This is a genomic window from Streptomyces camelliae (genome assembly GCF_027625935.1).
Classification (GTDB): Bacteria; Actinomycetota; Actinomycetes; order Streptomycetales; family Streptomycetaceae; genus Streptomyces; species Streptomyces camelliae.
Genome location: NZ_CP115300.1, coordinates 4,752,219 through 4,766,318, shown reverse-complemented (window position 1 = coordinate 4,766,318; position 14,100 = coordinate 4,752,219). Strand labels below are relative to the sequence as shown.

General features: G+C 73.9%; 10 protein-coding genes and 1 tRNA gene. 3 read left to right on the top strand and 8 right to left on the bottom strand.

The window, feature by feature from the left end:
* Positions 1–22: 22 nt before the first annotated feature.
* Complete coding sequence (locus O1G22_RS21630; RefSeq protein ID WP_270082848.1) at positions 23–4,603, top strand: PAS domain-containing protein; 4,581 nt, start codon at positions 23–25, stop codon at positions 4,601–4,603.
* 15 nt (positions 4,604–4,618) lie between these two features.
* Here the strand turns inward: O1G22_RS21630 and O1G22_RS21625 are convergent, their stop codons facing one another.
* The gene (locus O1G22_RS21625; protein ID WP_270082847.1) at positions 4,619–5,200 is read right to left on the bottom strand and encodes a TetR/AcrR family transcriptional regulator; all 582 of its coding nucleotides are present in this window, start codon (positions 5,198–5,200) and stop codon (positions 4,619–4,621) included.
* Positions 5,201–5,361: 161 nt separating this feature from the next.
* Between O1G22_RS21625 and O1G22_RS21620 the strand changes: the two genes are divergently transcribed.
* Positions 5,362–6,609 carry an MFS transporter gene (locus tag O1G22_RS21620; protein WP_270082846.1) on the top strand — a complete coding sequence of 416 codons (1,248 nt, stop codon included), beginning with the start codon at positions 5,362–5,364 and terminating at the stop codon, positions 6,607–6,609.
* 242 nt (positions 6,610–6,851) lie between these two features.
* On the opposite strand, the gene O1G22_RS21615 is transcribed toward O1G22_RS21620, so the two are convergent.
* The 6 genes from O1G22_RS21615 to O1G22_RS21590 form a co-directional block, all read right to left on the bottom strand.
* Positions 6,852–8,507 carry a long-chain fatty acid--CoA ligase gene (locus tag O1G22_RS21615; protein ID WP_270082845.1) on the bottom strand — a complete coding sequence of 552 codons (1,656 nt, stop codon included), beginning with the start codon at positions 8,505–8,507 and terminating at the stop codon, positions 6,852–6,854.
* A 212-nt stretch (positions 8,508–8,719) separates the two neighbouring features.
* Positions 8,720–9,313: a SigE family RNA polymerase sigma factor gene (locus O1G22_RS21610; RefSeq protein ID WP_270082844.1), complete on the bottom strand. Its 594-nt coding sequence runs from the start codon at positions 9,311–9,313 to the stop codon at positions 8,720–8,722.
* Between the two features lie 164 nt (positions 9,314–9,477).
* Positions 9,478–10,644: a lipid-transfer protein gene (locus tag O1G22_RS21605; protein WP_270082843.1), complete on the bottom strand. Its 1,167-nt coding sequence runs from the start codon at positions 10,642–10,644 to the stop codon at positions 9,478–9,480.
* On the bottom strand, positions 10,641–11,087 hold the full coding sequence (locus tag O1G22_RS21600; protein WP_270082842.1) for a hotdog family protein: 447 nt from the start codon (positions 11,085–11,087) through the stop codon (positions 10,641–10,643). The genes O1G22_RS21605 and O1G22_RS21600 overlap by 4 nt, the downstream gene beginning before the upstream one ends.
* Positions 11,068–12,072, bottom strand: a complete 1,005-nt coding sequence (locus tag O1G22_RS21595) for a bifunctional MaoC family dehydratase N-terminal/OB-fold nucleic acid binding domain-containing protein (protein ID WP_270086486.1) — start codon at positions 12,070–12,072, stop codon at positions 11,068–11,070. The genes O1G22_RS21600 and O1G22_RS21595 overlap by 20 nt, the downstream gene beginning before the upstream one ends.
* A gap of 218 nt (positions 12,073–12,290) precedes the next feature.
* Entirely contained in the window at positions 12,291–12,602 is a 312-nt protein-coding gene (locus O1G22_RS21590; RefSeq protein WP_270082841.1) for a hypothetical protein, read from the bottom strand.
* Between the two features lie 357 nt (positions 12,603–12,959).
* On the opposite strand from O1G22_RS21590, the gene O1G22_RS21585 reads away from it, so the two are divergent.
* Positions 12,960–13,883, top strand: coding sequence for a bifunctional DNA primase/polymerase (locus O1G22_RS21585; RefSeq protein WP_270082840.1), 924 nt, complete (start codon positions 12,960–12,962; stop codon positions 13,881–13,883).
* A 28-nt stretch (positions 13,884–13,911) separates the two neighbouring features.
* On the opposite strand, the gene O1G22_RS21580 is transcribed toward O1G22_RS21585, so the two are convergent.
* Positions 13,912–13,996: transfer RNA gene (locus tag O1G22_RS21580), tRNA-Ser, on the bottom strand.
* Positions 13,997–14,100 lie beyond the last annotated feature (104 nt).

Below are 14,100 nucleotides of genomic sequence, written 5' to 3'. Positions count from 1 at the left end.
GTAACAGGGAGGAAGGCGTCTCGTGAGCAGCAGGCCATCCCGAGGCGCTGCTCGCCTCGCAGCCATACTCGACGCGCTGCCGGACGCGTTGGTCCTGGTCAACGCCAACGGAACCGTCGTCAACGCCAACACCATCGCGCTTGAGGCATTCGAGGCGCCCGGTACGGCTCTGGTGGGGCGTGGGCTGCTCGATCTGCTGCCCGAGTTCGACTCGCGGCTGATCCCCGGGTCCATGCGGCGGCCCGATCACATGGACCCCCGCGGGCGGACCAAGCCCCAGCGGATGATCGCGCGGCGGACCGACGGGTCCTCGTTCCCCGTCGAGGTCACCAGCACCAACCTGGAGAACGGGCAGCAGGCGTACGACGGTTACGGCTACACCGGCGACGAGCTGCTGATGATCGTCGTACGGGACCTGTCCGGGACCGTGGACACCGAGGCCGAGCTCGCCCGCTCGCAGCGGCAGACCGAGATGATCCTGCGGGCCGCGGCCGAGGGCGTCGTCGGCACCGACACCGACGGGCGGATCGTGCTCGTCAACCCGGCCGCCGCCCAGATACTGGGATACCGGGCCGGTGAGCTCGGCGGCAAGGAGCTGCACACCCTCGTGCTGCACTCGCGCGCCGACGGCTCGCCCTTCCCGTACGAGGAGTCGCCGCTCGCCGACACCCTGCGCTCCGGGCGCAAGCACCGGGTGCGCGGGCAGGTGCTGTGGTCCAAGGGGGAGCAAAAAGTCTCCGTCGACCTCACCACCGCTCCGGTGCGCGACGGGGACCAGCTCGTCGGCGCCGTGATGACCTTCACCGACCGGAGGCCCTACGAGGCCCTGGCCGAGGAGAAGGAAGCACAGGAGAAGGCGCATGCCGAAGAGGTGGAGCGGCTCTCCGAGGAGCACGCCTCCGATCTGACCGCGCTGCGCCAGCAGCACGTCACCGAGGTCGAGGACCTGCGGGAGAAGCACGGCGCCGAGGTCGAGGAGCTGCGGGAGAAGCACGCCGAGGCGGTGGCGGCCGGCGAGGAGCGGTACGCCGCGCTCGCCGAGCGCGAGAAGGACCGGTACGAGGCCCTCTCCGCGCGGCACGAACAGCTGCTCACCCTGCTCGGGTCCTCCCTGCGCGGACCGCTGGACGAGCTGCGGCGCGAGCTGTCCGCGCTGGCGGCGGACGACGCCGGTCAGCTGTGGCCCGAGGCCAATCAGGTGCTCCACCATCTTTCCGCCGGGTACGCGCGGATCACGTCCCTGATCGACAACGTCCTCGGCTATCAGCGGCTGGACGCCGGCGCCGAGGACATCACCCGTACGAAGGTGATGCTGGACGCCGTCGTCGCCGCCGGTGTGGACGGCGCCGTCGAGCTGATCGGCCCCGGGCGGGTGCAGTTCGCCGTGCACGCGCCGCCCATCGAGGCCGAGGTCGACCCGCAGCGGCTCGCCACCGCGCTGGCCCACCTCGTCGCGGACGTTGCCGGTGTCGACGCCACCGGCAACTCGCCCGTCTCCGCGGGCGGCTACCTGGACAACACGGTCGTGGTCGCCGCCGCGCAGCGCGGTGAGGTCGTACGGATCGAGGTGCGCGGGCCGTACGCCGGGGGAGACCCGGTGCACGAGCCGATCGTGCGCGGGATCGTGCGGGCTCATGGCGGGGTCCTGCAGACGCATGAGGTGCCGGGCATGAGCGGCAGCGCGTATGTGCTGGAGGTACCGCTCGGGGGTGGTGCGGGAGCGGTCACCGCGCCCGCACCGGCTGCGCAGGCCCCGGCCGTACAGGCCCCGGCCCTGCAGGAATCCGTCGACGGTGAGGATGCGGTCGGCGGGCGGCGGCGGGCTCGGCGGGCCTCCACGGACGCCTTCCTGGAAAGTGACGTGCCCGGCGCGGGTGAGACCGGTGAGACGGAGGCGCCCGTGCCGACCGGCCGGCGCCGCCGGCGTGCCGCCGCGCCCGCCGAGGAGACCGCCGTGGTCCCGGCCGAGGGCGAGCAGCCCGCGTCCGGCACCGGGCGGCGCCGTGGGCGGCCCGCCGACGTCGGCGCCGGTGCCGGCGAGGGCGTGAGCGAGGGCGCCGTGGTGACCGCGGCCGAGCATGCCGCGGGGACGGCCGCTGCCGGCACGGGGCTCGGCGCCGCGGTGCCGCCGCAGGGCGTGCCCGTCCGGCCCGACGCCGGTGCGGGCCAGCCCGCCCTGCCGCCCGCCCTGCCCGTGGGCGGCGGCGAGGCCGCTGCGGGCGCGGAGGATGGTGATCAGCCGACCGGGCGGCGCCGGCGTGCGCTGGCCGCCGCGGCGGAGCGTGCCGCGGCGCAGGAGGCGGCCGCCCCGCGTACGGTCTTCGCGCTGCCGCCGGCCGAGGCCGACCGCTCGCCCGGGTCCGCGGACTCGGCGAGCCAGGCACCGCCGCAGGCCTCCGGGCCGGTGCCGGTGCCCGCGCAGCTTGCGCCGCCCGTGGAGGGCGCATCCGGTGGCGTACCCGGTGCTGTACCTGGTGGTGCACCTGGTGACGAGGGTCGGCACGACGCCGTACCGCTCGGCCAGGACGCGGACCACACCCCGCCGCAGCCGCATCCCACCAGTGCACCGACCGGTCGGCGCCGCCGTGCCGTGGCCCCGCCGGCGCAGGCGGCTGTGGCCGCGCAGCCGGTGCCGGTTCAGCCGCAGCCCGCCGCGGGGCAGGTGACGCCCGCTCAGGCGGCACCGGCCGCTCCCGGGCAGCCCGTACCGAACCCGGCGGGGGCGCCGACGCCCGGTCAGGGCACGCCGGTTGCCGGGATCCCGGCGCAGAGTACGGCCGGGCAGGGCATCCCCGTCCAGGCCGGTCCCCCGGCGGCGCCGACGACCCCGGCGGCCCAGCCCTCGCCCGGTGCGCAACCCGGCGCCCAGCCCGCCGCCCCAGCGCAGGGCACCGCGCACCGGCCGGCCCCGGGCCAGCCGGTCGTGCCAGGACAGCCAGTCGTCCCTGGTCAGCCGGTCGTCCCTGGTCAGCCGGTCGCTCCCGGTCAGACGCTGCCCGCCCAGGCCCAGCCGCTCCCGGCGGCGCCCACCGCGACCCCCGTCGGCGCGACCCCGCCCGGCGGCACCCCGGCCGCGCAGCCGCTGCCCGCCGAGGCCGGTACCGGACAGCTGGCGGCACCCGCCCAGGCCGCACCGGCGTCCCAAACCGTACCGGCGTCCCAGGCCGTCCAGGCGCCCCCGGCCGCGCAGAGCGCCGCCCAGGCCGCGCCCGTGAGCGGCGCAGGTGCGCCCGTGGCCACCGTTCCGCAGCAGTGGCCCGGTGCCGACGACACCTCCGGTGCGGGCACCCCCGTACCCGTACCTCCCGTAGCCCCCGCCGCCCCCGTACTCCCCGCGGCGCGGGCCCCTCAGGGGCTGCCCGCCGAGGGGGTCGCGGTCGACCCGAACTCCACGCAGGGGCGGGCGATCAGCGTCCGTACGCTCGGGCAGGGCGTGCCGTTCGCGCGCCAGGCCGCGCAGGCGCAGCAGTCGACGGCGACACCGCCGCCGCACGCGCCCGGCGGTTCCGGCCGCCGGCGCAAGCTGGGCACGCCCCCCGACCCGGCCACCCGCCCGGAGCCGCAGCCGTCGCCGTCGCCGTCTACGGAGCAGGCGGCCCGGCCGCACCCGGCGGCCGAGGCGGCGCCCGCGCAGCCGGCCGTGGCGCAGTCGCCCCTCCCCCAGTCGCCCGTGCCGCAGGCGCCTGTGCCGCAGCCGTCGCTCGGCGGACAGCCCCGGCTCGCCCCGGCCACGCCGGGCACCGAGGGTGCCGGGCGGTCGTACGCCATAGGCGCCCCGGACGCCGACGCCGCCGAGGGGCCCGAGCCGCTGGACGGTCCCGGCGGGGCCGTGGAGGTCGCGGACCCGCCGCGTCCGCAGCCGATGGACGACGAGCTGCCCCCGGAGCCGCTGGACAACCCGCGTCGGCTGCTGGTGTGGCCCGCGCCGGACGTGACGACCCAGCAGGCGCTGAGCGACCGTGGCTACCGGCCGGTGATCGTGCACTCCCGTGAGGAGGTCGACGCGCAGATCGCGGCCTTCCCCGCCGCCCTGTTCGTGGACCCGCTGACCGGGCCCATCACGCGGACCGCACTGCAGTCGCTGCGTCAGGCCGCCGTGGCCGCCGAGGTGCCGGTGCTGGTCACGGCCGGGCTCGGGCAGGCGACGCGCGAGGCGGCGTACGGCGCCGATCCGGCCGTCCTGCTGAAGGCGCTGGCGCCGCGCGACAGCGAGCAGCACCCGCCGCGGGTCCTGCTGATCGAGGAGCACGCGGAGATCGCGCTGGCGCTGACGGCGACGCTGGAGCGGCGCGGGATGCAGGTGGCGCGGGCCGCGAGCGACAACGACGCGGTGACGCTGGCGGGGCAGTTCCGGCCGAACCTCGTGGTGATGGACCTGATGCAGCACCGGCGGCAGGCCGGGAACACCGGGATCATCGACTGGCTGCGCGCGAACGGCCTGCTCAACCGCACCCCGCTGGTCGTCTACACCGCCGCCGTCGACCAGGCCGACCTGCCCCGGCTGGCCTCGGGCGAGACGGTGCTGTTCCTCGCGGAGCGGTCCACGAGCGGCGAGGTGCAGAGCCGGATCGTGGATCTGCTGGCGCGCATCGGCACCAACTGACCGCCCGCAGGGGTCCTACCGCGCGACGATCCTGCGGGCCGCCTCCTTGATGGAGGCCCGCAGGCGGTCGCGGTCGGTGTCCTGGGCGCCCGTGACGATGCGGCGCATCTGCGGGACCACGGCCATCCAGTTGACCACGGCGGTGATCAGGAGCAGCAGGTCGCCGGCCGGGATCGCGTCGGTGATCACGCCCCGGGCCTGGCCGTCGGTGAGGGCGGCGACCTTGCGGGCGTAGTGGTCCTGGCGGACCGGCTCGTCGGGCAGCTCGGCGGTGCCGTATTCGAGGCCCTCCCAGAACAGCAGGCGGAGGAACTCGGGGTGGGTGGCGTGGTAGTCGAGCAGGCGGTCGACCCAGCCGTCGACGTCGTCCGGGTCGACCGGGACGGACGCCGCCAGGTCGGTCATGGACCGGCTGAGGACGTGGGTGAACAGCTCCGCCTTGTTGCCGTAGTAGGCGTAGATCAGCTGCTTGTTGGCCTTGGCCTCGGCGGCGATGCGGTCGATCCGGGCGCCCGCGATGCCGTGCCGGGCGAACTCGGTGACCGCCGCGTCGAAGATGCGGGCCTTGGTGGCCTCGGGATCCCTCACTGCTGCCATGGGGACAGGGTAGGGCCGAGCTGGCACTGGGTAACCAACTGTTTGGTTGACGGGAATGGGAGGGGGGTGCAGGCTGTTGAGGGCAGTCAACCAACCAGTTGGTTGACTGTGTGGCCCATTGGCTGCCCCACACCCCCAGGCTTCGAGGAGTGCCACCGCTCATGCCGTCAGTGACCAGCACCCGCCCGGCCCAGCAGGTCCGGGTACACCGGGCACTACACCGGGCAGTACGCCGGGCGGATGACCGCCAGAGCCCGGCGCCCGTCCGCTCCGGCGGGCTGTTCCTGCTGCTCATCGCCGTCTGCACTGCCGTCACGGCCGCCAACATCTATCTCGCGGCCCCGCTGCTCCCCCTGATCGCCCACGACTTCGGCACGGTCCCCTCGGCCGTGACCTGGATCGCCTCGGTAGCCCAGTTCGGCTACGCGGCCGGGCTGCTCTTCTTCGCCCCGCTCGGCGACCGCGTCAACCGGCGCCCGCTCGTCGCCGCGCTGTCCGTGGCCACCGCGGTGGCGCTGATCGGCGCGGCCGTGTCGCCGGGCACGGCCGCCCTCGCCGCCGCCGTGTTCGCGGCCGCCGCCGCGACCGTCGTACCGCAGCTGCTGGTCCCGCTGGTCGCCGAGCGCGCCCCCGCCGAGCGGCGCGCCCGGCATGTCGCGGCCGTCATCGCCGGGCTGTTCACCGGGATCGTGGCCGCCCGCGTGGTCGGCGGGCTGGCCGGGCAGGCGTTCGGCTGGCGCTGGGTGTTCGCCGGGTCCGCCGTACTGACCCTCGCGCTCGGCCTCGCCACCGCCCTCGTCCTGCCCGCGGAGCGGCGTGCCCGGGAGGGCGGGCTGTTCGCCGGGATCGCCGAGATACCGGGGCTGCTGCGCCGCTCGCCCGAGCTGTGGCGGGCGTGCCTGCGCCAGGCGGGGATGTTCGGTGCGTGGAGCGCGCTGTGGACATCGCTCACGCTGCTGCTGACCGGCCCGTCCTACGGCCTGTCGACCGCGACCGCCGGGCTCTTCGGCCTCTTCGGTCTGACCTCCACCGCGGTGGCCCCGGTGGCGGGCGGTCTGGTGGACCGTTTCGGTGCCGCGCGGGTCGTGGGCGGTGCGTATCTGCTGGCCGCCGTGTCCGTGCCGCTGTTCTGGCTCGGCGGGCATGTCCTCGTGGCGCTGTTCGCCGCTGCGGTCACGATCCATGCCGCACTAGTCGCCTCGCACGTGGCCAACCAGACCCTGGCCCTGACCACGACCGCCAGCCCGGCCGCCGCCAACACCGCCTACGTCGTCTCCGGCTTCGCCGGCGGCGCCCTCGCCTCGGCCGCCGCAGGCCCCGCCTTCGGCCACTGGGGCTGGCCCGGGGTGTGCGCGGTGGCGGGGGTGTGGCTGGTGCTGGGGTGGGGCGCGACGATGCGGCGACGGTAGGACGGGGACGCCGAGCCGGGGGCGGCGGTGGCAGTGGCGGTGGCGGTGGCGGTGGCGGTGGCGGTGGCGGTGGCGCGGGATGACGCCGGGCAAGGCAGCCGCCCCCCGCCCGGCATACGACGGCACCGCCGGACAGGGGTGACTCGGCCCGCCCGGCATACGACAGCACCGCCGCGGTCAGATGCCAGGGACCCCGGGCAGGTGTGGCTGGGTCTGCCCGGCGTACGGCACCGGCGCCGCGGTCAGATGTGGGTGATGTCCAGCTCGCCGGACGCGTACTGCCTGCGCAGCACCTTCTTGTCGAACTTGCCCACACTCGTCTTCGGCACCGCCGCCACGATCGTCCAGCGCTCGGGGAGCTGCCACCTGGCGATGTGGGCCTCCTCGGCGAGGAAGGTGCGCAGGGTCGTGAAGTCGGCGGTCGCGCCCTCCTTGAGGACGACGGTGGCCAGCGGGCGCTCGCCCCACTTGTCGTCGGGCACGGCGACCACCGCGGCCTCGGCGACCTCCGGGTGGGACATCAGCGCGTTCTCCAGCTCCACCGAGGAGATCCACTCGCCGCCGGACTTGATGACGTCCTTGGCGCGGTCGGTGAGGGTGAGGTAGCCCTCGGGGGAGATGGTGCCGACGTCACCGGTCTTCAGCCAGCCGTCGGCGCTGAACTTGTCGGCGGGGCGCAGCGGTTCGGCGTCCGGGCCGTTGTAGTAGGCGCCCGCGATCCAGGGGCCCCGCACCTCCAGCTCGCCCGCCGACTCGCCGTCCCAGGGCAGGCGTTCGCCACCGGGGCCGGTGAGCCGGGCCTCGACGCCGGCCGGGAAGCGGCCCTGGGTGAGGCGGTAGGCGAACTCCTCCTCGGTGCCGACCGCGTGGGCCGGCGGGCGGGAGACCGTGCCGAGCGGAGAGGTCTCCGTCATGCCCCAGGCGTGGCAGACGCGCATGCCGAGCTTGTCGAAGGCCGTCATGAGGGAGGGCGGGCAGGCGGAGCCGCCGATGGTGACCTGGGTGAGGGAGGAGACGTCGCGGGGCTTGGCGGTCAGCTCGGCGAGCAGGCCCTGCCAGATGGTGGGCACGGCGGCGGCGTGCGTCGGCCGCTCCCGCTCGATCATCTCGGCGAGCGGCGCGGGCTGGAGGAAACGGTCCGGCATCAGCAGGTTCACGCCGGTCATGAAGGTGGCGTGGGGCAGGCCCCAGGCGTTGACATGGAACTGGGGCACCACGACCAGCGAGGTGTCCTGGTCGGTCAGGCCCATCGACTGGCTCATGTTGACCTGCATGGAGTGCAGGTAGATCGAACGGTGGCTGTACACCACGCCCTTGGGGTCGCCCGTGGTGCCGGAGGTGTAGCACATGGCGGCGGCCTGGCGCTCGTCCAGCTCCGGCCAGTCGTACGTCGTCGGCCGGCCGGCGATCAGCTCCTCGTACTCGTGCACGCGCGCCGTGGCACCGGCGAGCGGGGAGCGGTCACCCGGGCCGGAGACGACGATGTGCTCGACGGTCGGCAGCTGGGGCAGCAGCGGCGCGAGCAGCGGGATCAGCGAGCCGTTGACGATGACGACCTTGTCGGCGGCGTGGTTGACGATCCACACCAGCTGCTCGGCGGGCAGCCGCAGATTGAGCGTGTGCAGCACCGCACCCATGGACGGGACCGCGAAGTAGGCCTCCACATGCTCGGCGTTGTTCCACATCAAAGTGGCGACCCTGTCGTCGCCCCGGACGCCGAGTTCGTCCCGCAGGGCGTTCGCCAGCTGTACGGCACGCACCCCCGCCTCGGCGAAACTGCGCCGCTGCGGTTCCGCCTCTCCCGTCCAGGTGGTGATCTGGGACCGCCCGTGCACCAGGACCCCGTGCACGAGGATGCGGGTCACGGTCAGCGGTACGTCCTGCATGGTGCTCAGCACGGCGGTCCTCCCGGGGCGGCGTTGCCCAGTGCGGCAGAAAGGGTTGGGCAGATTCTGCTCACATACCGCGCGGTATGTCACTAGGGGGTACGTCACCGAGCCGCCGGGAACTCGACCGGGAGGGTCCGATCGCCAGGGCCTTTCTTTCGGATCAGGCCGATTTCAGGCGACGGCGCCTCCCTGCCGACTCGGCAAGATCCGAAAGAGAGGTCCTAGCGGACCAGGCCCAGCTCGGGGTCGTCGCGGAGCTTGCCGAGGGCGCGCGACACCGCCGACTTCACCGTGCCCACCGACACACCGAGCACCTCGGCGGTCTGGGCCTCGCTGAGGTCCTCGTAGTACCGCAGGACGACCATCGCCCGCTGCCGCGCCGGCAGCTTCATGATCGCCCGCCACACGGCGTCGTGCAGCGCCTGCCGCTCGGCCGGGTCGTCGTCGCCGGGCACCGGCTCCGGCTCGGGCAGCTCGTCGCAGGAGAACTCGTCCACCTTGCGCTTGCGCCACTGCGAGGTCCGGGTGTTCAGCAGCGCCCGGCGCACATAGCCGTCCAGCGCACGCTGGTCCTCGATCCGGTCCCAGGCCACATAGGTCTTGGCCAGCGCGGTCTGCAGCAGGTCCTCGGCGTCGCTCGGGTTCGCGGTCAGTGAGCGCGCGGTACGCAGCAGGACCGGCTGGCGGGCCCTGACGTACGACGCGAACGACGGGTAGGCGGGGGCCGTGCCGCTCGGCCGCACACGGGCGTGGGGAAGGGTCTGTCCCGCTGGTGCGGCGGCGGCCGAGGCGCTGGTGCAGACGGGTGTGGTCATGGCTCCACGCTAGGAGCGGGACCCGCCCGGGGGATCGCCCGCAGGTCCCGAAGCGACGTCCCCCTCAGGTTGTAGGGGTGGGGCAGGCTCCACCTCCTCCAGGTGGAGTACACATACACCTCGACTGAGGGTCGACCCTGAGTGGAGGGCGCGGGGGCGGGGCCTCAGCCGTCCGCCGTCAGGAGCAGTCCCGATGTCGGCACCCCGGTGCCGGCCGTCACCAGGGTCCGGGACGCCCCCGCTATCTGGTTCACCGCCGTGCCCCGCAGCTGGCGTACCGCCTCCGCCATCCCGTTCATCCCGTGCAGATACGCCTCCCCCAGCTGACCCCCGTGCGTGTTGAGCGGCAGCCGCTCCTCGGCGACCAAACCGGCCGCCTCCCCCTTCCCGCAGAACCCGAACTCCTCCAGCTGCATCAGCACGAACGGCGTGAAGTGGTCGTACAGGATCGCCACGTCGATGTCGGCCGGGCCGAGACCGCCGGTCCGCCACAGCCGGCGCGCCACCACGCCCATCTCGGGCAGACCGGTCAGGTCGTCCCGGTAGAAGCTGGTCATCTGCTCCTGCGCCCGCCCGGCACCCTGCGCGGCCGCCGCGATCACGGCCGGGGGATGCCGCAGATCCCGGGCCCGCTCCACCGAGGTGACGACGACCGCCTGCCCGCCGTCGGTCTCCTGGCAGCAGTCCAGCAGCCGCAGCGGTTCCACGATCCAGCGGGACGCGGCATGCTCGGCGAGGGTGATCGGGCGGCCGTGGAAGTACGCCGCCGGGTTGGTCGCCGCGTGTTTGCGGTCCACCACGGCCACATGCCCGAACACCTCCGGCGTCAGCCCGTACGCGTGCAGATACCGCTGGGCCGCCATCGCCACCCAGGAGGCCGGGGTGAGCAGCCCGAACGGCAGCACCCAGCCGAGCGCGGCACCCTCCGCCGACGGCTCCCGGTGCTGGACGCCCGCGCCGAATCTGCGGCCCGACCGCTCGTTGAAGGCGCGGTAGCAGACCACCACCTCCGCCACGCCCGTCGCCACCGCGAGCGCCGCCTGCAGGACCGTGGCGCAGGCCGCGCCGCCGCCGTAGTGGACCCGGGAGAAGAAGGACAGCTCGCCCATCCCGCAGGCCTGGGCCACGGTGATCTCCGGGCTCGTGTCCATCGTGAACGTCACCATCCCGTCCACGTCGGCCGGCGCCAGCCCCGCGTCGTCCAGCGCGGCCCGCACCGCCTCCACGGCCAGCCGCAGCTCACTGCGCCCGGAGTCCTTGGAGAACTCGGTGGCCCCGATCCCGGCGATCGCCGCGCGGCCGCCCAGGGTGTCCCGGGTCCGCGGGCTCATGACGCGCCCCCACGGGGGACGGTGACCGTCGCCGTCCCGGTCACATGCCGGCCGATGCCGTTGGCGCCGACGACCCGCACGGTCACGGTCATCGTGTCGCCGTCGGGCTCTTCGACGACCTCCTCGATCCGGCCCGTCAACACCATCGTGTCCCCCGGGTGGTTAGGAACCCCCAGCCGGATGGCGACCTTGCGGAGCACCGCAGTCGGCCCGAAGTGATCCGTGAGATATCTGCCGACCAGTCCGTTCGTCGTCAGGATGTTCATGAAGACGTCCGGCGAGCCCTTCCGCCGGGCCAGCTCCGCGTCGTGGTGCACGTCCTGGTAGTCGCGGGACGCGATGGCCCCGGCCACGATCAGCGTGCGGGTGACCGGGATCTCCAGCGGCGGCACCGCGGCCCCCACCCGCACCCGCGCCTCCGCCTCACTCCCCATGACGTCCATGTCCGCTCCCGCCCTCGCCCTCGCCCTCGACGACCCGGAACACCGGCAGGACCAGCGCGCCCTCGTCGTCCTCGTACCTGCGGAACTCCACCCGGACCGGCAGCCCGATGCGCACCTTGTCGTACGGCACCCCGACCACGTTGCTCACCATCCGCACGCCCTCGGCCAGTTCGACGAGCCCGACGGCATAGGGCCCCGCCGCGCCCGCCGTCCGGTCGGACCCGGGCTCGGACCCGGACGCGGACGCGGACTCGGACCCGGACTCGGGCTCGGTGAAGGCCGGGAAGGGCGGATGGTGCATGACCACGTACGAATAGACCGTGCCCGCGCCGCTCGCCTCGACCGTGTCCCACTCCAGACAGCCGCACGCGTTGCAGCCCGGCAGCCAGGGGTGCCGCAGGGTGCCGCAGTCCGTGCACCGCTGGATCAGCAGCCGGTGCCCGGCCACGCCGTCCCAGAACCCGGCGTTGTCCCGGTTGACCACCGGACGGGGCCGCCGGGGGCGCGCAGCGGGCGGTGTGCGGCGCGCGGGGGCGTACTTGAGAATGCGGAAGCGGTGCGTACCCACCAGCTCGCCCGCCGCCCGGACGTCCGTGCGGGTCGTCACGAAGTAGCCTGTGCCCAGCTTCGTCGTCTTCCGGTCCGACACGGCCTCGATCACCGTGTCGAAGGCGACCTCGTCACCGGGCCGCAGCGGGCGCAGATACTCCTGCTCGCAGTCGGTCGCGACCACCGAGGTGCAACCCGCCTCGTCGAGCAGGGTGAGCAGCTCGTCGTACGCGCCCGTGCGCCCCGTGTGTCCCGACAGGCCGCCCATGGTCCACGCCTGGAGCATGGTGGGCGGGGCGATGGCGTCCGGGCCCTCGTACGCCGGGTTGGTGTCGCCCATCGCCTCGCACCAGTGGCGGATCATGGGCAGGTTCACCGGGTCCTTGCCCACACCGGCGACGGCGGCCGGCTGCCCCTCGTACACCTTGAGCCGCATGCCCAGTTCATCGGCTTCCGGATCCTTCACGGTTTCTGACTGTCCGTCAGATATGGATCGGTGTCAAGGTCGGCAACTCGACGCCCTCGGACCGGTGCCATATGGCCGGCCGACCGGAAAACGCCGACGCGGCGGCACCGAAGTGCCACCGCGCGACGTGTTACGACCCCGAAGCACACCCCACGAGGGCCCTCACCGGGAGGGGCCTCGCCCCGGGCTCACCACAGCTCGGTGAAGTGGATGGCCAGGTTCCCGTTGCCCTGCTGGACGGCGGTGCCCCAGGAGTCGTTGACCTGGGAGGTGTTGCTCTGGTTCGTGGCGCCGCTGCCGACGGCGTTCTGCTGCGTGGTGGACGAGTTCCCGTAGTTGTTGCCACCGACACCGCTGCCGACGACGCTGGCCACGCCGGCGTTCGATCCGTGGCCCGCGATCGCACCGTTGTCCGCGGCGGCGACCCCGCCGAACAAGGCGGCTGCGAGCGGGAGAGCGGCGACGGCGGCGACAACGCGGGCGGTACGGATGCTTGCCATCTTGTTCCTCCAGAAGCCGGCCCGAGGGCCGGAAGTACGTGAACTACGGCTTGTATCAAGGCAGTTGGCCGACCGCCTCGACTTCGTGTACGACGTCGCGCATCAAGAGTTGCCCACCGAATCCCCGGCGAACCAGCCCGGAAGCCCCGATTCGCACGCAAGCGTGATGACAAGTCGATAAACCCTTATCGCCACCTTTTGCCATCTCTCACCTCAGGAGGCACGAGAAGGGACTTTCACCTCTCAAGCGACGCAAGAGGTGAATCGTTCCGCCGGACATCCACCCCTGCTCCACCACCCCCGGCGCACCGAAAGCGCCCCCTTCCTTTTTTCGAACGTGCGTACGAACATGGATCCATGGCCACCACCGACCGGCAGGCCACGACGCTGGCCCTCGCACACGCGCTGTCAGCCGCCGAACGCGGCCTGGCCGTCATCCCCCTGTCCCGGACGAAGCTCCCGGCCCTGCGCTCCCCCCACCGCGACGACCCCGACCCGGCCGGACCGCGCTGCCACGGCGCCTGCGGCCGCTTCGGCCACGGCGTGTACGACGCCTCGACCGACCCCGTCCGCATCCGCGAGCTCTTCGCCGCGGCGCCCTGGGCCACCGGCTACGGCATCGCCTGCGGGCTGCCCCCGTACCACCTGATCGGCGTCGACCTGGACACCAAGTGCGGCACGGACTCCTCGGCCGCCCTGCGCGAACTGGCCCTGCGCCATCTGTTCACCATCCCGGAGACGGTCGTCGTCCGGACCCCGAGCGGCGGCCGTCATCTCTGGCTCACCGGCCCGCCGGACGTCGTCGTACCGAACTCGGCCGGCCGCCTCGCCCCCGGCATCGACATCCGGGGCGCCGGCGGCTACCTCGTGGGCCCCGGCTCCCGCACCGACCACGGCGTCTACACGGCGGCCCCCGGCACCGCCCACCTCGCCCCGGCCCCCTGCCCGCCGGCCCTCCTGCGCCTCCTGCTGCCCCCGCCCCGCACCCTGCACCCGGCCCCGGCCGGGTGCAGGGTGCACCCGGCCCCGGCCGCCCCCGGCGACCACGGCCGCGGCCTGGTCCAGTTCGTCCTCTCCGCCCACGAGGGCCAGCGCAACACCCGCCTGTTCTGGGCGGCCTGCCGCGCCTACGAGAACGGCCTCGGCCCCACCCTGGCCGATCCCCTGACCGAGGCGGCCCGCACCACCGGCCTGACCGAACACGAGGCCCGCGCGACGATCGCCTCGGCGGCCCGCATGACGGGCCTCCGGCCGTGGCAACGCAGCAGGGGCGCCCCCTGAACGGGAGACGCCCCTTGGCCAACTGCTGCGGTGGGTGTGGGATTTGAACCCACGGTGACTCGCGCCACGACGGTTTTCAAGACCGTTCCCTTAGGCCGCTCGGGCAACCCACCTCGTCCCCGTCCACCAGGGACGGAGCGGGTACAGCGTACCGGGATCGGACGTTCGGCGGGTGGTGTGGGCCGGGTCCGGGGATCGGGATGCGTCGCGGGCCCGA

What these genes read in the sequence shown, in the direction of transcription:
- O1G22_RS21610 (WP_270082844.1), bottom strand. Translation starts at nt 9,313, where the DNA reads ATGACCACACCCGTCTGCACCAGCGCCTCGGCCGCCGCCGCACCAGCG.
- O1G22_RS21585 (WP_270082840.1), top strand. Translation starts at nt 12,960, where the DNA reads ATGGCCACCACCGACCGGCAGGCCACGACGCTGGCCCTCGCACACGCG.
- O1G22_RS21600 (WP_270082842.1), bottom strand. Translation starts at nt 11,087, where the DNA reads ATGGACGTCATGGGGAGTGAGGCGGAGGCGCGGGTGCGGGTGGGGGCC.
- O1G22_RS21625 (WP_270082847.1), bottom strand. Translation starts at nt 5,200, where the DNA reads ATGGCAGCAGTGAGGGATCCCGAGGCCACCAAGGCCCGCATCTTCGAC.
- O1G22_RS21620 (WP_270082846.1), top strand. Translation starts at nt 5,362, where the DNA reads ATGCCGTCAGTGACCAGCACCCGCCCGGCCCAGCAGGTCCGGGTACAC.
- O1G22_RS21590 (WP_270082841.1), bottom strand. Translation starts at nt 12,602, where the DNA reads ATGGCAAGCATCCGTACCGCCCGCGTTGTCGCCGCCGTCGCCGCTCTC.
- O1G22_RS21595 (WP_270086486.1), bottom strand. Translation starts at nt 12,072, where the DNA reads ATGCGGCTCAAGGTGTACGAGGGGCAGCCGGCCGCCGTCGCCGGTGTG.
- O1G22_RS21605 (WP_270082843.1), bottom strand. Translation starts at nt 10,644, where the DNA reads ATGAGCCCGCGGACCCGGGACACCCTGGGCGGCCGCGCGGCGATCGCC.